Source organism: Novosphingobium sp. BL-S-21 (genome assembly GCF_055521655.1).
This window is the reverse complement of the sequence record NZ_CM145496.1, coordinates 2,221,800-2,240,817: the sequence shown is the minus strand read 5'-3', so window position 1 is coordinate 2,240,817 and position 19,018 is coordinate 2,221,800. Positions and strand designations below refer to the sequence as shown.

Sequence of the window (19,018 nt, the reverse complement as noted above, 5' to 3'; positions counted from 1 at the left end):
GCAGTTGGCATTGCAGATATTTGTCGACCCAACGAACACAGCTTTTAACGCTCGTGCATTGAACCTGACACTATCATCTTGAAACGTATTAAGTAATATCGGCCCTTTATCACGTAAATTAATCACCTTCAAATGCCTCAACCTGATGGATGAAGGAGATAAGGACGTCCTTGCCAAAATCTCAACAGGCGCCGTAGAACTTAAATTTATCTCTATAATTATTTCATCCAAATCTTTAGATTTGGAATTACTCAATCGACATTCACCTTTGCTTCGATTTGATTAGACATTAAATTTACGACCATTAATTCAAGTTGAGCATGCTCTAATTTCATTTCATCCAGTTGTATTTGCACGAGAATTCCGCTCCGCCCCATTGGGACAACGAAAGCCGAACGAAAAATAGAATATTTGCAAAAAGAATTATCTTCAAAATCGGCGATGAAGTGTTTTTTTGAAATTTGGTGTATTACACTAATTGATCGATGATCGCCTCCCAAATTTGATAAATTAAATTTGTTCTCCTTGGCAACAAAATCGGAAATTACGTTACCAATAAACTCGGATTTCATCGCTACAGAAGAAATAATACTCATGTCAGCGCCTCGATAACTAATGCTCAGTTATCACTTTGTTAAACAACAAACTACTTATTCATATTTTTCTAAAACGCAAATTTTTGAGCGCCCCGTTATCATAGTAGAATTTTCAAAAGATTGATTATGACTCGATCGCATCTTGATTTGAACAAAATCCGATTGGCTGGCTGGCTTGCCTTCCCCCCCGTTGCCTAAATAATGAGCGGTGATATTCCCCAAAACCGTGGGCAGGGAGATAGAAGCCCTCTCCAGAGTACAAAAATTTTAAAGCAAGGGTGCGGCATGCTAAAGCGGTTAATCAGCTTTCTTGATCGGAATAGGATTTTCAACAATCGGGATACCGACGCCGATTGGAAGTTAATTGGGGAAGATGAGCCCTATTTCGGCGTATTAACTTCTGAAGAATTCAAAAGATCTAACTTCGATAACGATGCCCGAATAAAGTTTTACGGCAGTGGCTGGCATGACGTTACAAACGATCTCGAACACATGCGGAAACTGTTTGGCGAATTTAATCCTCGGTCAGCTTTGGACTTTGGCTGCGGAGTTGGCCGGCTCACTATGCCACTCGCTGAAATCACCGGCGATGCGGTTGGGGTTGATATCTCTCCGGGGATGTTGGCCGAGGCACGGGTGCACGAAGGGCCACGCCTCGCTTTTATGGAAAAAATTCCGGATAGGAAATTTGCCTGGGTCATGTCCCGTATTGTCCTGCAGCATATTCCTCCAGAACGAGGCTATGCGTTATTAAAACAACTGCTTACTAGCGTTGAGAATGCAGGTGGTGCGACCATTCAAATCGTTTTTGCAAGAACCCAAGTTCATGCGCGCTCGGCCGGGGCGCGCTTGATTCATAGTAATGACGATTCGTATTACGCCAGGCCACCTCGCCATCACCAGATACCTCCGGGATCTATGCTGATGCATGATTATGATCTGTCACTGGTGGTCTCGTTGTTTTTCGCTGCGGGCTTTCGGAGTTTACACCTTGAACACACAGATCATGGCGGCATGATAGGAGCCGTGATATATGCGCGAAAGTTCTCTGACTAACAGGCAAGTGGCTTCTAACGTGACTTCCGGAATTCCAAAAGCGCGGGCTAGAGCCGGGCAGCTTTGTTGCGCCTGAGCGCGGGTTGAGCAATGGCCTGCGCAGCTCCGCTGCGCAGGCCATTGCTCATGCAGTTCACCGGCCAAGGCGGCATGGGTTTCATAGCCAAGGAAAGAGTGCGGCCTCTCTTGGTTGTAGTCCCCTACCCAGGCGGAGATCACCACGCGAACATGCTCCAGGCTCAGGAACAGCGTCTTATTGGGCAGCTCGTCGCGCGTGCGACCGTTAAAGCTCTCGACGTAGCCATTTTGCATCGGCTTGCGCGGGGCGATATAGTGCTACTACCCCCCAACTTCCCCGCACCAGGCGAGGACGGCGTTCGAGGGCAGCTCGGTCCCGTTGTCGCTGACAATCATCCCCGGTGCGCGCATTGCCTCACCCATTTTGCTCCCGAGTGATGGGCTGTTGCCTCATCTAGAATGCTCCCGGCAATGGTCGGGAGGGAACGATGAGGAAGGTGAGCATGGCAACGCGGAAAGAATTGATCGAGGCGGTCGGCACGCGATACCGGGCATGCGATCGGTCGAGTAAGGGCAAGGTGCTCGACGAGTTCGTTGCGGTCACGGGGTTCCATCGCAAACATGCGATGCGGGTTCTCCGGCAGGAGGCATTGGACCGAACTGGACACCTCGAAGAACCCTCTGATTTCGGCATGGTGGGTCGTGAAGGCTCACGAGCGAAGTACGGGCCTTGGTTTTGGAGGCTGATCTGCTCATTTTTGTAGCGGGGGCGCTTGCGCAGGCCGTTTTCGGCGTCACGCGGGCGCAATTCGTCCCTCGAGCCAAGCCAGTCGCTGGAAGTTATAGGCGAGGTTCGCCATCCCGATCTTGATGCGGGCGCGAGCGATGCCAATGGTGCGCACCATGAGGCCCATGCGGTGCTTTTGCCCGGCGAAGACGTGCTCGACGGCAGAGCGAACCACCGACCGTTTCGCATTGGCCCGTGCAATACGCTCGGGCATCGGACGGCGATGCGGCTTGCGCTGGTGGATGTGGCTGGTGAACATGCCCTTGGCCAGCAACGCCTCGTTCTTCTTGGATCGGTAGGCCGTATCGGCCCAGACGCCGGAAGCCGTGTTGTCTGGACTGATCAACACCGGCAGCCTTGCGCCATCGTGGGCATTGGCGGCGCTGGCATCCCAGGTGCGGATCAGGCCATGGGTACGATCGATCCCTATGTGGTTTTTGTAGCCGTACATCGGAATAGCGAGATCGACCGGTTTGAACGCCTTGGGATCCCCGCCTTCCTTCACCTTCGCCTTGGTATACTTGACGCTCCAGCGGGCATCGCAATCCTTCTGCCGGACCTTCGCGGGATTGCCCTTCCAGCGCTCGGGTATCCGGCCTTCTTTGATGGCCGCCTTCTCCTCCTCGGTGTTCCGCTGCTTCGGGGCCGGCACGACGGTCGCGTCGATGATCTGCCCGCCCATGGCAAGGTACCCCCGCTCGGTGAGCGCGGCATCGAAGCGGGCAAATAGCCTGTCGATCGCCTTGGCCTTCACCAGACGCTCCCGGAACAGCCACACTGTCGTTGCATCGGGCACCGTACCGTCGAGGCCCAGCCCCAGGAAGCGCTGAAACGAGAGCCGGTCCTTGATCTGAAATTCTGTCCCTTCGTCCGAAAGCGAATAAAGCGCCTGCAGGATCAGGATCTTGAACATGAGCACAGGGTCGAATGGCGGACGGCCACCCTTGCCGCGAGGACTGCGACGCAGCGCCGCCACCAGCGCGCCCCGGAAAACCTCGAAGTCCACGACTGCCGCCAGACGCTCCAGCGGGTCGCCCGCCGCGCTCAACGCTTCATATCGGTCCGAAAGATCGAAGAAACCCGGCTGTCCTGCCATCATCGCCTCCGCTGTCGCGCAGAGGTAGTGAATCACTTCACGCCGTCAGACGCCACAAGTTTTTCGAGGTGTCCAACTCCTGCGCGTGCCGGGCGCAGGATCTACGATGAGGCCGTGCGCACTGCGCTAGTGGTGTTGTGGGAGGCGAGCGACCGCCTATGCGGCAAGCGGCTAAGGCCGCTCATTCCGATTCTTGTCGAAGCGATGGAAGGTCATGGCCACCTCGATCTGGCACCGCAGGTCAAGGCCAGTCTGTTCCAGATGAGCCCGGCGACGATCGACCGTTCACTGCGCGCCATACGCGAGGCAGGCCAGACGAAGGTTAACGGTGCGAGCGCCCCACGTAGACGGCGCTGATTGCTGAGCCAATGACCCTGTCTTTGCAATGGCAGCGGAGATGGCAAGATGTTCGATAATGGCGACAGCGGCTTGAACGGCGATTTAAACAGTGCCGCACAGTGTGCGAATACGCATTGGGACGGTGTGCGGCACAGTGCGAAGTCGGATTTAGCCGAAGCGACAATCCTTTCCCCGCAGAAGCGCAACCGACGGTGGGATCCACGCGAGAAGGCGCGGATCACGGCGGAGAGCTTTGAGCCGGGCGCCAATATCAGCGCGGTGCCGCGGCACCATGGTGTGAGCCCTGGACTGCTCCATTATTGGCGGCGAACGGTGCGCGACCGGGCAGCGATGGAGCCGATCTCGTTTGTGCCGCTGGAAGTCGATGACGGCGTGCAAGCTCCAGAAGGAAGCCTCGAGATTGACTTCGAAGGTGCCCATGTCCTGGTGCGCGGCGCGGTGGATGCGGGTGTCTTGAAAATTGTGTGCGAGGCGCTGCGGCAGGGATGATCGGAGGGCATAGCGATCTGAAGGTCGTGCTGGTTGCGGGACCGATCGACTTTAGGGCCGGTATCAACAAGCTCGCATCTCTGGTGGCCAACGAGTTGGGCCGCGATCCCTATTCCAACGATGTCTTCGTCTTCCGGTCGAAGCGGATGGACCGTTTGAAGCTCCTGCATTTTGACGGATCGGGAACCATCATGGTGACGAAGTGGCTTGAGGCTGGAAAGTTTTTCTGGCCCCCCGTGACAGGCGGGGTGATCAAGCTGACCTCGGCGCAGATGACGCTGCTTCTGGCGGGAATGGACTGGCGCCGGCTCGAGCAGAACCCTGTAAAAAAGCCCGAGATGGCGGGCTGAAAGTGCCGGATTTATTGGGTTTTGACACGATTTTGTGGTAACAAAATCAAGTGACCCTCCCTCCGGAAAATCAGGCTGCCGCACTGGATGCGATGACCCGCCGGGTGGCGGAACTGGAGGCCGAACTCGAGGCGGCCTCCAAGCTGCTGAACACCTACAAGGCGATGCTCTTCGGCTCGCGCTCCGAGAAAGCGCGCATCGTTCTGGACGGCCAAGGCAGCCTCGATCTGGATGACCTGAGTGCCGTTCACGTGGCTCCCGCGGCCAATGACGATCCGATGCCCAAGGGGACAAAGCCTCGTGCCAGGCGCAACATCGGCGCTCTGCCCAAACATCTGCCCCGCCTCGTTCACGTCATCGAACCTGAAAGCACGCAGTGTGCCTGCTGTCAGGGCGGCATGCACAGGATCGGCGAAGACGTAAGCGAGGCGCTCGACATCGTGCCCGCCATCCTGCGGGTGATTGCCACCGTCCGTCCCAAGTACGCTTGCCGGACCTGCGTGAGCGGCATCGTCCAGGCGCCGGCGCCGCGCAGGATGATCGAAGGCGGAATGGCAACAACCTCGCTGATCGCCTGGATCGTGACACAGCGCTTCGCCTGGTACCTTCCGGTTTATCGCCAGGCCCAGATGCTGGCAGGGCATGGCCTGCAGATTGATCGGTCGACGCTAACGCGCTGGCTGAAGTGCGCGGCCTGGTGGCTGGAAGGTCTCTACGATCTGCAACTGCGGGCAATCCATAGTCACCCCCGCATCCACGTCGACGAAACCCGAATGCCCGTGATTGGCGGTGGCAACGGCAAAGTCCGCATCGATCAGTTCTGGGCCCACGGCACGGACGACCGTCCCTGGAACGGGCCGGCGCCACCGGCAGTGTGCTACGTCCACGCCAGATCCCGAAGCCATCGCACGATATCCGAGCAGCTTGGCCGCTATCAGGGCGTGCTCCAGGTCGATGGCTATACTGCTTACAAGGGCCTGGAGAGCCCGGACGGGTTATCCGGAGGCATCCGGCTCGCGTTCTGCCTTGCCCACCTGCGTCGGCGCTTCGTCGACCTGCATAAGAGTACCCGATCGCCGATTACCGCCCAGATCATCGCCCTGTTGGGCCACATCTACCGGATCGAGGCGGAAATCCGTGGCACCAGTGCCGAGCACCGGCTGCTCACGCGGCAGGAGAAATCCAGGCCTGTCATGGAAGAGCTCAAGGCACTGCTCGACGATACCTTGCCGCGCGTCTCGCAGGTCTCGGATCTGGCAGGGCACATCCGCTATGCTCAGGGCCACTGGCGCGGCCTCACCCTGTTCCTCGAAGATGGCCGCGTCGAGGTCGATAACAATATGATCGAGAGGCAAATGCGCCCGATTGGAATCGGGCGCCGCAACAGCCTATTCGCTGGCAACGAAGGCGGGGCCCATACATGGGCGGTGCTCGCTTCCTTGCTCCAGACAGCAAAATTGAACGGGATCGATCCGTTCACCTGGCTGAGCGATGTGCTGACCCGGATCATATCGGGCGAGGTCCTTAACAACGATCTGGACCAACTCCTGGCGTGGAACTGGCGGCCTGCCGAACCTACGGTTATGCGACTGGCCGCATGAGCAGCACCAATCGCTTCAAGCGCCCAAAGAAGCCCAGAAGAGCGCGCATCCTCACGCATGAAAAGCTTGAGGAATGGCTGGCCACTCGCGAGCATCCGATGCCGGGAGTATCGATGATCGACGGCTATCTCGCGGCACTCGTCGTATCGCCCCAGTTCATTCCTCCTGAAGACTGGCTGCGTCCCATAGTCGGAGACGGCATCGCCTGGGCGCCGGACGGCAGTATCGAGGAGGCCGTGCGCAACACGATCTTCCAGCGGTATAGCCAGATTGGCGCGACCCTGTCCGGTGGTCCGAAGCGCTATGCCCCCATCTACATGCGCACGGACGCCGGCGAAGTTCTCCTGGAGGACTTCGCCAATGGCTTCTACCTCGGCATGCGGCTCAGCATCGACGACTGGAAGCCGCACATATCCAATCCGGAAATCGGCCACCCACTGACCGCCATCCTCGGCCATTGCACGACCATGATGCCTGAGGATAAACGCCAGAACGCACTACGGGGCCAGGCCGGTGAAATCCTGACCCAGTCCTGGAAGGTCGTTCCAGAGCTGGTCGAGATGCTTCACGTCAGCATCGGCGGCGCGCGAAACGTCGAAATCCGATAATCAGCAGCGTCCACGTGGGGTTCTCGCACCGCTCTGATGTCCGCTGTCAACGTTTCAAGCACGCGGAAGCGTTCGCCCTGGTGAGCGGCCTATAGTCAGCCGCGCATAGGTGGGGGAGGGACCTGAGAGACGTCGGTGATCAAGCTCTGATACGCGGGTTGGATACCGCATTCCCGATTTTGCGTCCGGGGCTTATCCTGTCTAACATCGGGCGTCGGCGATGCCGGCCACATAGCGCTGACGGATGTTCCCCTGCCGTGGTCCCACCCCCGCCTGTGCGCGGTGGTGGCGGTCTATCTCAAGCGGGCTGCGCCTCCCGGGCGACTGCCCACATAAACCCCGCCAGTTCGCGGGCGATCGCTGCACACACGACGGTCGATTTCTTGCCTCTGGCGCTTAGTGTCCGATAGCGGGAGGTCAGCCGGCTCTGGGCCTTCCATGCGATCTCACGCACCTCAGGGGTGGTTTGTTCGAGGCGGTAGAGCTTCTTAGGTCCAATCCGTGGGGGCATGCGATAGCTCCACGCGCTTTCCACGAGCATGTGACGGACGCGTTTATTGCCAGCCTTTGTGATGCCGCCTCGCCGGATTGTATCGCCCGTGGAGCGTTCGCTCGGTACCAAGCCGACATAGCCCATCAGTTGGCGGGGACTGTCGAAGCGACGCACATCGCCAATCTCGGTTGCGAAGGTGACGGCAACAATCAGGTCTACGCCGCGCAAGGCTTGAAGAGCTCGAACAACCGGCGCTAGCGACCAGGCAGGCAGGAACTCCTCTATTGCCGCTTCAATCCGTTTGATCCGTTCCGTGGACACCCGAACAGCATCAACGAGTTCCTGCAAAGCGAGTTGGTGCGCAGGATGATCGAAGCGTTGCTCCTGAAGCCAGCGGAGGTAGCGCATGCTCCACGCAACCTTGCGCGGATAAATCCGCCCATGCTTCAACATGAAACCACTGACCTGTTGGCGGTTCACGCGCTGAGCTTCGACCGCCGCAGTGCGCGTGCGAACCAGATCGCGCATCGCTTCATGGCCCTCGTCTGGGACCCATACTGGCGTAAGTTCTCCCGCGCGAAGCAGCTTCGCCAGACCCACCGCATCCCGCCTGTTGGTCTTTATCCTGTCGCCCGGCTTTCTGGGGATCAATGATGGCGCCACGACTTCGCACGGATGGCCCATGGATCTGATGAGGCGGTAGAGGCCGTAACCCGTAGGCCCCGCCTCGTAACAAAAATGGGCGCCACCATGCTTGTCTACAATCCGCTGTATGACACGCCGCATCGAGTCAGGCGACGCGTCAACTTCGCCCAGATACCGAACTTCACCTCCTCGCTCGTTATCAGCGATCGCGATCGCATTGCGCGACTTGGCGGCGTCGATTCCGACGAAAACACCTGTATAGTTCTCCACGGCTCGTCCTCCTGCGATGAGGATCGGCTCGGCCGGCCCGAGCAACCCTCGGAAGCACAGTGTAGGGCGAGCCACCCTGCATGCCGATGGCGGACATACGGTCTAACGTTGAAGGCGTGGTTCGAGGAGGAGCCATGGCGCACCGGTCGGCAGTTGCTCGAGAAGCTACAGGCTGAGCAGCCTGGCGATTATCCGGATGGTTTGCTGCGGACCGTGCATCGCCGGTTGAAGGTGTGGCGATCAGATCAGGCGCGTGCCTTGGTATTCAAGCCGTCAGCTAACCCCGCTGGCAGGCGCTTGGGGGCAGAGACCGTCTCTTCGTTGCCGCGCGACTGGGTACCGCTCCGCGTCACCTCCGGCTCCGCAGCGCGGCACCCAGTCGCGCAAGGAATAGTCCGTGAGGCCGATCTCCTGTAGGGAGCATTTACGTGAGGCAATGACTATGCCGCTCGGGAACATCGCTTCATGAGGCAACACGACCGGACTCTGTAATCGTCGCGCTACACCCCGGTTTGCCGCGTTCGGCGATCAGATTGCGGAGTTCGCGCACCATCCGACGCCCCGAGATCGAGGTGTCCGGCACCGCGCGCAGACACTCGCGGGTTACATCGTCGACGATGTTGAGCACTCGGAACGGGCGTCCCGTAGCCAGCTGATCATGGACGAAGTCCAGGCTCCATCGCTGGTTGGGTAGCACCAGCACGCGTGATCTGATCCCATGGCACTACGGCGGTTTACCTCGCCGTACTTCTAATTCAAGCGTATGCCTTAGAATCGAGCGTCTGTGCGCATCAGGTTCGCGGGCAGTACATAACAAGCCCGAGAATGTGCCATCCCCTCAGCATAGTTCAATGTGGCTCGGTGCCTCAAAGCGATCAAATTCGTAGGGCGTAAAGGCCAGTGAAGACTCAAAAGCATCCATAATGCGGTTACTGTGGCTGCGTGTTCGGGCGACATCGACGAAGCTCGGGACACCAATTCGAAAGCCGCTTTTTTCACGAACTGTGAGGGGGTGCTTCGGGATACCCGTTTCGTGCGAGATCGCGTTCAAAGATTCCTCGAGATGTTCATACCGGAAAATTCGCTTCACAAGCAGAGCACCGTTCCTGTCGACGTATTTTGGCGTGTCTACAGGAAATTCACCGCGCTCCACGTATTCATCCCAAGTTTTCGGATTGTCAGGAGATTGATGGGAAGGGGAATTTTTAAGCATAGCGAAATATGACAAGCACTTACTAATTGGATGCCTTTCAAAACAAAAAGAAAATAATCCTACAAAATCGGCGCCCAACAAATCTCTTATTTCAACAATAGGCATATGATTGTAGAATAAATTTCGTCCATTTGACTCAAAATTTCTTGGATGATGATTTGAATTTGGCGGAATGATAGGAGTAACTATATCCAAATCATTCATCCACTGCGACAAATGAACCTCTAACGATGACCCTGCAGTTTTTGTCGTTTTAATGAATATAAACTTCTTACTTAACGCTATAAGAGCCATTCGCCAAAAAACCTATTAAATCGCAGGGTAATCATTTTTATTAACGGGTATATTATATTTAATTAATACATACATCAATAATTTTTAACAAGGCCCTTACTGTAATAGAATTCTATAAAACGAACATACCAATTTTCATTTTCGCCAGCGGCCACATTAACATGAAGACTTTTGACTTTTCCGTCTGCACAGCGGAGCGTTAAGCTTAGCTCACGCGGCTTTTGAGCATTGTCTCGAAGAGTTAGCTGGCCAAGCGTCTTTCCAACTCTTGCCTCATGCGCTCTGCCTGGATGAGCCGCCCGGTTAGATCGAGATGCGCCGCATCGACATTAGCAAGACTGTTTTCAAGCTGCTGAATCCGGACCTGCAAGCCAGCTGCGCGCGTTTCGGACGCGTCAAGCCCAGATCGAAGATCTTCGATTTCCCTCAACGCTGCTGCGATTTCGTCTTCCCGGCGCATTGCCTGCGCTCGTTCAGCCTCAAGTTCACCCTGGGAACCCTCCAGCGTCTCGCGGGTGTCCTTTAATGCGTTGCAGATGGATGCGAGATCTTCCCGGGCCTTAATGCCTTCCGCAAAAAGCGTCGCCTCCCGCTCCTTCAGGCGCGCTTGCATTTGCGCTAGTTCGGCCTCCCGCCCTTCCCGACTTTGGGCCAGTTCAGAACCTAAGGCGTCAAACGCCGCCGCCAATGCTTCACGTTCAGCACCTGCATCCGCCGCCTGTTGCGCAGCTTCATGCTGGGCGATCTGCAATCTGTGTTCGAGCAGGGCGATATACTCAACGGCTCCAGCCGTCTGGCGCGAGAACATCGCCTGCTCCTCCCAGAGCTCTGCAACGAGACCGTCGATGAAGGCCTCTTCGTTCGCACTTAAATCGCATGATGATTTGATGATGGCCGCAATTTCGTCGATTAGAATGGTGCAAGTCTGCCGATCAGAAACAGGATAAATAGGAAAATCACTACGCTCGCTTGCGTCTTCGAGATCCAGTTCGATATCAATGCCCTGAGAAATCTTTGCGACAATCTCTCGTCGATACTGCGGATCGGAAGCCGCCAATCTATTTGCATGCACAACCAGATCAGCTGATCGCTTCGCCAAAGTAAGAAAATACAGGTGAAAACCGACAAAATAGCAGAATACTCGATCAAAATTACCTTGCGCCACCCATGTCTCAAGACTGACACATGTTTCTTTTGGGAAGAATTTGACCAAGCGCGCAATTATCGGGTCTCGTTCGGCTAGTCCCAACGTTTCAAATAAGCTCTGAAGAAAATACCAATTCCCAAATCGAGCTTGTCCAGCATAAGAGTTCCATTGATGGAATAGATTTCGCACCAACAAAATGTGGTAGCCCCCGAACGCTTCCTTCAGGCCTTGGGTGCGACCTAGCAAGCGGGTACAAGCTAGAACTGGCACCCGTCCGCGCTGATGGGCGTGATCAACAAGTCCCTGAACGTAAGCTGTAACGTCGTCGTCCAAGGGACCCTTCACACCTAACGTGCTAATATAGCGCTCACCAAGATTCTTGGCTACCGGAAAGCCGGGAACGCCCGCTGCATCTCCCAGCATACCCGCATATTCTAGCACATATGGAGCGCCATTCGGATGGTGAGACCGCCAACCGTCCGGGCGATCCATTCCTATGTTAGGAAGAGTCAAGCCGACGAGCTGCTCATTGAAAGGCTCATAGAAGCACAGCAGCTCCTCGTGAACACGGAATTTACTCCAAAGCCACGTGCTGGAGGCGCGAAAACCGGAGTAGATAAAAATTGGAGCCGGACGCGCCTTTGCAGACAATTTCTCCTTGCGGACCCGCGTCGATGGCCGTGCACTTCCCGATACTTGCCCTTGCATTTACGTTTCCCATCTGTGTCATTGTCACCACACTCGTTGGTGTAATGACCCTTTTTTTGCTAAGGGCGACCAGCTTGCCCGCCTCATCAACGACTAATCAATCTTCCTAGCACGAGTTATGGCTTGTGCGGTTGCAATGGACCGAAATTGGTGCAAAGGCCCCCGTCTAGTGCAGTCGTCATTGCAAGGGTGGCAACGCTTATCCTGCTGACTGAATTTTGAAACAGGCAGGATATGTATCAGAATAAGTTTACCAATCTCCTCAAGAAGATCGATTGGCTTTTCCTGCTCTCCGTAATCCTTCCGACTACCCTCGCCATAATTTACTATGGGTTGCTGGCTTCGGATGTATACATTTCGGAATCTCGCTTCGTAATTCGCAGTCCAGAGAAGCCCGCTTCCTCAGGTTTAGGAATTATTCTTAAAACCGCTGGATTTTCGAATGCCGGAGATGAAACCCAAGCGGCCAAATTCTATATCAATTCACGGGATGCCTTAGCAAGCATTAACCGCAACGGAGCCGTGGCCAAGTCGTATGCCGCACGCTCTATTTCAGTCTTTGATCGTTTCGACCCTCTTGGAATGGGTGGCTCCTTCGAGGACCTTCACAAATATTTCAGTGGCAAGGTCAGCGCCGAGTTCGATTCGGGATCCTCAATCACGACGCTGATGGTCAAGGCCTACAACCCACAGGATGCACAACGCTTCAATCGGGAGTTGCTGGAGCAGTCTGAGAGCTTGGTGAATCGGCTCAACCAGCGTGGCCGCAAGGATTTGATCGAGTATGCCCAAACCGAGGTGAGCGAAGCTCAGCACGAGGCTGGGCAATCTGCCGCGAGGCTTGCCGAATACCGTAACAGTACCGGCGTGGTCGATCCCGAACAGCAGGCCACGGTCCAGCTGCAAATGATCTCAAAGCTGCAGGACAAGTTGATCTCGGCACGCAACCAGCTCGCAGCACTGGAATCTAGCGTTCCCGATAATCCGCAAATTCCCAGCATTAAAACGCAGATTGTAGCTCTGTCGCGAGAAATCGACCGTGAAATGGGCAAAGTTGCCGGCGACCGCTCCTCGCTTTCCGCCAAGGCTGCTCGCTATGAACGCTTGGTCCTCAACAACGAGATGGCTACAAAGCGACTGGCAGTCGCGATCTCTGCCTTGCAGGAAGCACGCAGCGAAGCTTTGCATCAGCAGGCCTACGTCGAGCGGATTGCCCAACCTAACCTGCCGGACGAGGCGCTCGAGCCCCGACGGCTGCGCGGTATCTTCGCCGCTCTTGCCCTTGGCCTGATTGCATGGGGTGTGCTCAGTATGCTCTTGGCGGGCGTACGGGAGCATCGCGAATAATGTCTGGTTCGGTTCGCGAAACCCCGTTCCGGACCTCGCTTGCGATCCAGGGGCGGGTTATCTGGGCACTCCTCATGCGAGAGGTGCTGACCCGCTATGGACGCCACAACATCGGATTTTTGTGGCTGTTCGTGGAACCAATGATGTTCACACTCGGCGTCACGGCACTGTGGACGGCAACCAAAGCCGTCCACGGGTCGGACCTGCCGATCGTCGCGTTTGCAATCACCGGCTATTCCTCCGTGCTATTGTGGCGCAACATGCCAGCACGGTGCATTGATGCAATCCTGCCCAACGCCTCCCTACTCTACCACCGGAATGTCCGGGTAACAGACATTTTCTTTTCGCGGATTCTGTTGGAGGCTGCGGGCGCAACAAGCTCGTTCCTGGTGTTGAGCACGTTCTTCATTGTGATCGGTCAAATGGGCCCGCCAGAGGACATTTTGCAGGTGATCGGGGGATGGCTGATGCTTGCTTGGTTCGGCGCGGCGCTTGCCATTTTCCTGGGCGCGGCATCCGAGAAGTCGGAGATGGTCCACAAGCTGTGGCACCCGGTGTCCTACATCATGTTCCCACTGTCTGGCGCAGCCTTCCTCCTCAGCGCTATGCCCCCGCAAGCCCAGGCGATCCTCAAATATCTGCCCATGATCAACGCAACCGAATATTTACGCGAAGGGTTTTTTGGTTCAAAGATTCACGCAATGTACGACATGTCCTATCTGGCTGGCTTCAATCTTCTTCTCACTGCACTGGGTCTTGCCATCTTGCGTGTCGTAGCTAACGAAGTGACACCTGAATGATCGAAATCGGTAACGTCGTTAAGGAATACCAGACCCGTTCGGGACCGGTCCGTGTGCTCGACAACATCGATCTAAAGGTTCTCCCGGGGCAGCAGCTTGGCATCTTGGGAAGTAACGGTGCGGGTAAGTCGACGATGATCCGCCTTATTTCCGGTTCCGAGCTCCCCACCTCCGGATCTGTACGGCGGTCCATGAGTGTTTCCTGGCCGTTAGCATTTGGTGGCGCCTTCCAGGGGACGCTGACTGGCTACGACAACCTGCGTTTCATCTGTAGGGTCTACGGTGTTGATCCCGATAGCTGTGTCAATTTCGTTGAAGAATTCTCCGAGCTCGGGAGATATCTGCGCGAGCCTATCCGATCCTACTCGTCCGGTATGAGGGCGCGCCTAGCGTTCGCTATCTCGATGACAGTGGATTTTGATTGCTATCTGATCGACGAAATCATTGCAGTGGGTGACGCACGCTTCCACGCGAAGTGCATGACTGAGCTTTTCGAAAAACGAGCCGATCGGGCAAAAATTATCGTTTCACACGATACCAGTTACGTCCGACAGCACTGTGACAACGCCGCCGTTTTATCCGGCGGCAAGCTTACTTATTTCGAAGACCTAGAAGAAGCCTTCGAATTCTACGCGAAGGCGGCCGCCATGCAGGTCCCCCGCTAGGCGATGGCCAATATCTTTAGCCGCGTGCAAGCGAAGTTAACGGATCTACGCTGGCGGCAGCGAGACGTTATTGACCGCCTGATGTTTCCGCATTGGTTGGAGGCTTGGAAAGTAGCGCGAACCCGCGCTGTGCTTTCGTCGCCGCCACACAGGCCAAAACGACTGCTGGTCGATCTGTCCGTAATACACAAGCACGATGCGGGTACGGGCATTCAACGGGTCGTTCGCTCAGTTCGAGACCGCCTGCCTTCGGCAGTGCGGAGCGACGTGGCTATCGAACATGTCGTCGTGCAAAAATTGCGCGAGGGCTATGTTACCATGTCCGGTGATGAACTTCCTGGTGGTCCCGAGAGTTTGTTCCTAGGTTTGGATTTTGCCACAGATGCGGTTCACCGCGCACGGCATCAGCTTCGTGCCTTGCGGCGCACAGGAACCCCGATGTGGTTTTTGATCCACGACATCTTGCCGATAAGCCATCCACAATGGTTTACTTATCCTTCCCGCCTTAAATATCGGCGCTGGATGCGGACCTGCGCGGCACTGGCCGACGGCATTTTCTGCGTATCTCCGGAGGTGGCACGTCAAGTTACCGATCTGATGATCAACCGCTATGGCCGCAAGGATCTTCCCAAGATCGTCACGGTCACGCCAGGCTCCGATATCACCATGGCCAACCGGCAGGTCAGTCCCGACAGATTGCCTCGCGCTTACGGCCTTGATGCAGAAGCTTTCGCACGCTCGGTTTTAATCGTGGCCACGCTTGAACCACGTAAAGGCCATGCCGACGCACTTGCCGCCTTCGACTTGCTCTGGCGACAGGGTCATGCCGTCCCGCTGATTCTGATCGGTCGTCCCGGGTGGAATACCGCCAATCTGCAAACCGCAGTCAGGCAGCACCAACAATATGGCCGCTTGTTGTTCTGGTTCGATGATGTGTCGGATGAAGCGCTTCATGCCGCCTATCGTTACTGCCGACTGACACTGGTGCCCTCGTTAGCCGAGGGCTATGGCCTGCCGCTCGATGAAGCGCTTGCTCTCGGTTCTTCGGTCTTGGCGCGGGATATTCCGGTGTTCCATCGCCATCGGGAAAGTGGCATCCGCTATTTTCCGGAGCACGCGGATGCCCCATCCTTGGCCGAAACAATCCTTTCATCTCTTTCCGAACCCGTTGGGAATCGCTGCACGTCGGTGCTTCCCGACTGGGACGCAACCGCTCACGAATTTGCAAGAGCTATTGACTGCGCGGCGTCGTCCCCCGCCCCGCTTTCACATCAGGATAACAAACGATCAGGAAACTTGGGCACGAACCGGGAAGGTGTGCAAAGGGCATAGTTGCGCGCCACGGCCTCTATCAGGGCCGCTTCGGTCCAGCGCATAGACATCGTCTCGCTTTCCTGGTCCAGCCATTCAGCCAGCCTCACAGCGTAGGCTGCGGGATCTGCAGATGCTAGACACTCGCTCCCCCGCTGCGCGATCGCCGGAAGATCTATCCGACCGGCAGCCAAGGCTTCAAGCAACTCCAGCAGATCATCATGCTCGCGTTCGATACTTATTCGCAATGCCGAACCTTCCGGTAGCAAGCCATACCATCCAGTATCCGAGACGACGGAAGGCGCTCCATTCGCCCAGATGCGCATTTGCGAACCAGACGCCTCGCCCATCGTGGGGTTTCGCAAGTTGAGCACCAGGTGGGCTTGCCCTATCAATGCGTCCAGTTGGTCGTCGGGAAGGAAGCCGTGATGGCGGATCTGTCTGTCCAGCGCCGTTTCCGCCATTACCGCCCGAACCTCTGGTCCGTTGTTCATCTCCCCGGCAAGATCCAGTTCGAAACGCTCTCTCCAAGGCGAGCATGCCCACGCCCGCAGGAAATCACACAAACGGCGGTTGGGGTTGAGATAGCCGAACATGACCAAACGAATGGGGCTATCTGCCGACAATACTGGCCTAGCCTGCATGGACGGCGCCTTAATGTCGTAAGGCAAGCTCAGCGTGGCAACAGGCATACCGGGGAAGCGCTCCGCGATTTCCGCTGCGACTTCGGGGTTGTGTGTCACGGCGCCTAAGGCGCCTTGGAGCGCAAACTCGAACAACGGGAATTCCTGGGCAAGATTAGAAACAGGAACTTCGCCGGCCAAAACCGCCCGCGCCGCCTCGCGGCCTGCACATCCATACCAATGCGACATTGCGGTCTGGTAGGAGCCAACGCCATCCTCTGTGTACGCATCGTCGAAGAAGGCATGACAAAGATCCTGCAACGAACGATCGTGCAGGACTACGACCCCCGGATGTTGCTTGGCCAAGCGAAAGATCTGCCCATGGAAAAGCGGGTTATTTCCTATATTATAAATGCTTACCCGGGATGCATTGAGGCTGCGTAAGGTTAAGCCAGTCGCGGGTCGCGAAATTAGTTCCTGCTCCCCTTGCCCAACTGTCTGATTGTCAGGACGAATGACCTCTAGATCGATTAGCCCATCCAGATGGGGAACGATGCGGCGACAATACTGGGCTATGTCAGTACGTGCCGGAGGCACGGGGCTGAACCAGAATGTACGACTCATGCTGTCAGAACCTCGACCACCCTGTCCCATGATATGCTGAGCGAATCATAAAACCCCCGCCCCGCCTCTCCCATCCGGGCCGCGATGCTGCGGTGTCGCCACAATTCGTCCATCTGTGCGGCCAATGCTGCCGCATCAGGCGCGCAGACCAGACCGGTCCGATCATGCTCGACAAACTCGAGCGGCCCACCCGAGTCGAGGGTCGTGATCACCGGCTTGCGCGATAGCATGGCTTCAAGCGTTACGTACCCGTAGTCCTCATCTACCGGAGGATATATGATCCCTAGACTCTGGGCATAAAGATCTAGCTTTTCCGCATCCGACGTAAAACCCTTGAACGTGACGCGTGCCCCTAGCCCTGCCTCGCGGCAGAGTTGCTGGAGTTCCGCCATATACGAGGCGACTTCGGCAGCACCGGCGAAGACCACCCGTACCGGTTCTTTGCACAAGGCCATGGCTTCAATCACTAGGCGCTGCCGCTTGAGTGGAGTGATGCGGCTTGGGAAAAAAAAGTAATCTTGCGCGTCGGCGGACCGGAAATGCTCCGCTCCGTTTGGTGGATGGTACAGCGGTTTCGCGGCGATGTTGTTGTAGCGCGCCAGCCTGTCTGCAACATTGCGCGAATTGGCATAAATCGCTGCGGCTTCTGGAATGAAGCGCCGATCGGCATGATGCACGGCAGCACGCACGGCTTGGCCATGTGGCAGGTTGATCAGATCACCGTGCTCAGGATGATCCCAAAGATCGTAAGCCGAGCGGTACTGGTGCAAAATCCACAAGACCTTGTCCGGGTGCGGGGCAAGATAGATCGGAAATTTCAGACCGATCAGCCGATCAATCCGGACGCCGTTGGCTTCTGACAGGTCCAACATGCGCGCTATGGCGATGCTTTCCAGCAATCGCTCAGGCGGATACCACTTGAATGGGATCGTGATGAGTTCCGTCTCGAAACCGCGCTGGCGCAGTTGCTTGACAAGGTTGTCTGCATGAACTTCCGCGCCGCCATGGACGAACGGAACCTGGACATTAGCTACCCCGATACGCACGTCTGGAATACCGTCCTATGTTTCGCGTGCCGATTCCGATGAACCCGGCCGCCTGTTCCAATCTGATCCCGGCCGGGCAGAAGCCAGATCGTTTCGCCTGATGGCACTCGGGATTGGCGATGGTCAAGCAGCGGTTTGCATTGCAGGTCCGCGCAGAGATTCCCCCTCGATTTCGCGCCGGCGCGCGTTGTGAACGAGGCGGTTTAGGATTGCGTCGGCGTAGATCAGATCGTTTATGGTCTGATGCCAGCGGGCCACGGGAAGCTGGCTGGTCACGAGCGTAGAACGCCGACCGTAACGGTCCCCGAGGATTTCGAGGAGATGATAACGGGGCGTGGCCGTCGAGCGCTTGAAGACCTCAGTCGTCCAGTATCAGCAACTCGACCTTGGCGAAACTTTTTTTTCATGCAGGCGGCGATACGGCCGTCAACTTTGGCCAGCGTGAGTTCGTCAATCAGCCGCGGCAGCCGGGTTTAGAAAGCCGAACGGTTGTCGCGGCAGGCCGTATGGCCGATCGCACAAGCCAACCAACTTTTCCGATGCCGACCGGGGCGATGATGGCCAAGTTCTCATGCTTCGATAGCCAGTCACCGGCGAGCAGCGTCTCAAAGAGCCGTCGATCAAGATTACGGATGGTTCGATAATCAATATCCTCAGGCATGCCGGGGTTCCGCAGCTTGGCATGTCGCAGGCGCAGAGCGAGGCGTCTGTCATTTCGGTAGGTGGCCTTATGGTCGAGCAGCAGCGCCAGCCATTCTGCGTGGCTGAGACTGGCTGCCTCATCATTACCTTCCATCTCGGCGAAGGCTTGGCCATGCCGGCGAGGCCGAGCTGGCCCAGGAGGTCCAGAGCGGAATGCTTCAGCATCCTT

General features: G+C 56.5%; 16 protein-coding genes and 5 pseudogenes. 11 read left to right on the top strand and 10 right to left on the bottom strand.

The features are described 5' to 3' along the window. Positions 1 to 251 precede the first annotated feature (251 nt). Positions 252 to 596, bottom strand: a complete 345-nt coding sequence (locus ACZ1J6_RS19145) for a hypothetical protein (RefSeq protein WP_465127777.1) — start codon at positions 594 to 596, stop codon at positions 252 to 254. 201 nt (positions 597 to 797) lie between these two features. Between ACZ1J6_RS19145 and ACZ1J6_RS19140 the strand changes: the two genes are divergently transcribed. After that, positions 798 to 1,652: a class I SAM-dependent methyltransferase gene (locus ACZ1J6_RS19140; protein WP_465127776.1), complete on the top strand. Its 855-nt coding sequence runs from the start codon at positions 798 to 800 to the stop codon at positions 1,650 to 1,652. A 47-nt stretch (positions 1,653 to 1,699) separates the two neighbouring features. Here the strand turns inward: ACZ1J6_RS19140 and ACZ1J6_RS19135 are convergent. Beyond that, a pseudogene (locus ACZ1J6_RS19135) lies at positions 1,700 to 2,072 on the bottom strand (integrase core domain-containing protein); the annotation flags it as partial. An 86-nt stretch (positions 2,073 to 2,158) separates the two neighbouring features. Between ACZ1J6_RS19135 and ACZ1J6_RS19130 the strand changes: the two are divergent. After that, positions 2,159 to 2,317 (top strand): annotated as a pseudogene (locus ACZ1J6_RS19130) (transposase); the annotation flags it as partial. A 147-nt stretch (positions 2,318 to 2,464) separates the two neighbouring features. On the opposite strand, the gene ACZ1J6_RS19125 reads toward ACZ1J6_RS19130, so the two are convergent. Continuing rightward, positions 2,465 to 3,553 (bottom strand): IS5 family transposase, encoded by a 1,089-nt coding sequence (locus tag ACZ1J6_RS19125; protein ID WP_465128277.1) that lies wholly within the window; start codon positions 3,551 to 3,553, stop codon positions 2,465 to 2,467. Between the two features lie 84 nt (positions 3,554 to 3,637). On the opposite strand from ACZ1J6_RS19125, the pseudogene ACZ1J6_RS19120 reads away from it, so the two are divergent. The 5 genes and pseudogenes from ACZ1J6_RS19120 to ACZ1J6_RS19100 all read left to right on the top strand — a co-directional run. Then, positions 3,638 to 3,859: pseudogene (locus ACZ1J6_RS19120) on the top strand (transposase); the annotation flags it as partial. A gap of 99 nt (positions 3,860 to 3,958) precedes the next feature. After that, positions 3,959 to 4,402 (top strand): IS66-like element accessory protein TnpA, encoded by a 444-nt coding sequence (gene tnpA / locus ACZ1J6_RS19115; RefSeq protein WP_465127775.1) that lies wholly within the window; start codon positions 3,959 to 3,961, stop codon positions 4,400 to 4,402. After that, the gene (gene tnpB / locus ACZ1J6_RS19110) at positions 4,399 to 4,752 is read left to right on the top strand and encodes an IS66 family insertion sequence element accessory protein TnpB (protein ID WP_395393757.1); all 354 of its coding nucleotides are present in this window, start codon (positions 4,399 to 4,401) and stop codon (positions 4,750 to 4,752) included. Before tnpA ends, tnpB begins: the two co-directional genes overlap by 4 nt. A 92-nt stretch (positions 4,753 to 4,844) precedes the next feature. After that, positions 4,845 to 6,353: an IS66 family transposase gene (tnpC, locus tag ACZ1J6_RS19105; protein ID WP_465128276.1), complete on the top strand. Its 1,509-nt coding sequence runs from the start codon at positions 4,845 to 4,847 to the stop codon at positions 6,351 to 6,353. Beyond that, positions 6,305 to 6,961, top strand: coding sequence for a UPF0149 family protein (locus tag ACZ1J6_RS19100; RefSeq protein ID WP_465127774.1), 657 nt, complete (start codon positions 6,305 to 6,307; stop codon positions 6,959 to 6,961). Before tnpC ends, ACZ1J6_RS19100 begins: the two co-directional genes overlap by 49 nt. Positions 6,962 to 7,259: 298 nt before the next feature. Here the strand turns inward: ACZ1J6_RS19100 and ACZ1J6_RS19095 are convergent, their stop codons facing one another. From ACZ1J6_RS19095 to ACZ1J6_RS19080, 4 genes and pseudogenes are all read right to left on the bottom strand, one after another. Then, complete coding sequence (locus ACZ1J6_RS19095; protein WP_465127773.1) at positions 7,260 to 8,369, bottom strand: IS110 family RNA-guided transposase; 1,110 nt, start codon at positions 8,367 to 8,369, stop codon at positions 7,260 to 7,262. A gap of 505 nt (positions 8,370 to 8,874) precedes the next feature. Next, positions 8,875 to 9,060: pseudogene (locus tag ACZ1J6_RS19090) on the bottom strand (DDE-type integrase/transposase/recombinase); the annotation flags it as partial. A gap of 147 nt (positions 9,061 to 9,207) precedes the next feature. Then, a complete protein-coding gene (locus tag ACZ1J6_RS19085) occupies positions 9,208 to 9,876 on the bottom strand; it encodes a hypothetical protein (protein WP_465127772.1) in 669 nt (222 codons plus the stop codon). A gap of 241 nt (positions 9,877 to 10,117) precedes the next feature. Beyond that, positions 10,118 to 11,731 carry a hypothetical protein gene (locus ACZ1J6_RS19080; RefSeq protein WP_465127771.1) on the bottom strand — a complete coding sequence of 538 codons (1,614 nt, stop codon included), beginning with the start codon at positions 11,729 to 11,731 and terminating at the stop codon, positions 10,118 to 10,120. A gap of 234 nt (positions 11,732 to 11,965) precedes the next feature. On the opposite strand from ACZ1J6_RS19080, the gene ACZ1J6_RS19075 reads away from it, so the two are divergent. Genes ACZ1J6_RS19075 through ACZ1J6_RS19060 form a run of 4 tightly spaced genes read left to right on the top strand, consistent with a single transcriptional unit; the run spans position 11,966 to position 15,875 of the window. After that, positions 11,966 to 13,078, top strand: a complete 1,113-nt coding sequence (locus ACZ1J6_RS19075) for a KpsE/RkpR family capsule polysaccharide export protein (protein ID WP_465127770.1) — start codon at positions 11,966 to 11,968, stop codon at positions 13,076 to 13,078. Continuing rightward, positions 13,078 to 13,878 (top strand): ABC transporter permease, encoded by an 801-nt coding sequence (locus ACZ1J6_RS19070; protein ID WP_465127769.1) that lies wholly within the window; start codon positions 13,078 to 13,080, stop codon positions 13,876 to 13,878. Before ACZ1J6_RS19075 ends, ACZ1J6_RS19070 begins: the two co-directional genes overlap by 1 nt. Continuing rightward, positions 13,875 to 14,543 (top strand): ABC transporter ATP-binding protein, encoded by a 669-nt coding sequence (locus ACZ1J6_RS19065; RefSeq protein ID WP_465127768.1) that lies wholly within the window; start codon positions 13,875 to 13,877, stop codon positions 14,541 to 14,543. The genes ACZ1J6_RS19070 and ACZ1J6_RS19065 overlap by 4 nt, the downstream gene beginning before the upstream one ends. A gap of 3 nt (positions 14,544 to 14,546) precedes the next feature. Next, positions 14,547 to 15,875, top strand: a complete 1,329-nt coding sequence (locus tag ACZ1J6_RS19060; RefSeq protein ID WP_465127767.1) for a glycosyltransferase family 4 protein — start codon at positions 14,547 to 14,549, stop codon at positions 15,873 to 15,875. On the opposite strand, the gene ACZ1J6_RS19055 is transcribed toward ACZ1J6_RS19060, so the two are convergent. From ACZ1J6_RS19055 to ACZ1J6_RS19045, 3 genes and pseudogenes are all read right to left on the bottom strand, one after another. Then, positions 15,815 to 17,101: a glycosyltransferase family protein gene (locus ACZ1J6_RS19055; protein ID WP_465127766.1), complete on the bottom strand. Its 1,287-nt coding sequence runs from the start codon at positions 17,099 to 17,101 to the stop codon at positions 15,815 to 15,817. The two genes, ACZ1J6_RS19060 and ACZ1J6_RS19055, sit on opposite strands and share 61 nt — an antisense overlap. After that, complete coding sequence (locus tag ACZ1J6_RS19050; RefSeq protein ID WP_465127765.1) at positions 17,098 to 18,147, bottom strand: glycosyltransferase family 4 protein; 1,050 nt, start codon at positions 18,145 to 18,147, stop codon at positions 17,098 to 17,100. The genes ACZ1J6_RS19055 and ACZ1J6_RS19050 overlap by 4 nt, the downstream gene beginning before the upstream one ends. Positions 18,148 to 18,270: 123 nt before the next feature. Then, positions 18,271 to 19,014: pseudogene (locus ACZ1J6_RS19045) on the bottom strand (ATP-binding protein). Positions 19,015 to 19,018 lie beyond the last annotated feature (4 nt).

Bases quoted from the DNA above. Each gene is read 5' to 3' on its own strand.
- ACZ1J6_RS19125 (WP_465128277.1), bottom strand. From the start codon at position 3,553: ATGGCAGGACAGCCGGGTTTCTTCGATCTTTCGGACCGATATGAAGCG.
- ACZ1J6_RS19075 (WP_465127770.1), top strand. From the start codon at position 11,966: ATGTATCAGAATAAGTTTACCAATCTCCTCAAGAAGATCGATTGGCTT.
- ACZ1J6_RS19140 (WP_465127776.1), top strand. From the start codon at position 798: ATGAGCGGTGATATTCCCCAAAACCGTGGGCAGGGAGATAGAAGCCCT.
- tnpA (WP_465127775.1), top strand. From the start codon at position 3,959: ATGTTCGATAATGGCGACAGCGGCTTGAACGGCGATTTAAACAGTGCC.
- ACZ1J6_RS19065 (WP_465127768.1), top strand. From the start codon at position 13,875: ATGATCGAAATCGGTAACGTCGTTAAGGAATACCAGACCCGTTCGGGA.
- ACZ1J6_RS19085 (WP_465127772.1), bottom strand. From the start codon at position 9,876: ATGGCTCTTATAGCGTTAAGTAAGAAGTTTATATTCATTAAAACGACA.
- tnpB (WP_395393757.1), top strand. From the start codon at position 4,399: ATGATCGGAGGGCATAGCGATCTGAAGGTCGTGCTGGTTGCGGGACCG.
- tnpC (WP_465128276.1), top strand. From the start codon at position 4,845: ATGACCCGCCGGGTGGCGGAACTGGAGGCCGAACTCGAGGCGGCCTCC.
- ACZ1J6_RS19080 (WP_465127771.1), bottom strand. From the start codon at position 11,731: ATGCAAGGGCAAGTATCGGGAAGTGCACGGCCATCGACGCGGGTCCGC.
- ACZ1J6_RS19070 (WP_465127769.1), top strand. From the start codon at position 13,078: ATGTCTGGTTCGGTTCGCGAAACCCCGTTCCGGACCTCGCTTGCGATC.
- ACZ1J6_RS19060 (WP_465127767.1), top strand. From the start codon at position 14,547: ATGGCCAATATCTTTAGCCGCGTGCAAGCGAAGTTAACGGATCTACGC.
- ACZ1J6_RS19055 (WP_465127766.1), bottom strand. From the start codon at position 17,101: ATGAGTCGTACATTCTGGTTCAGCCCCGTGCCTCCGGCACGTACTGAC.
- ACZ1J6_RS19145 (WP_465127777.1), bottom strand. From the start codon at position 596: ATGAGTATTATTTCTTCTGTAGCGATGAAATCCGAGTTTATTGGTAAC.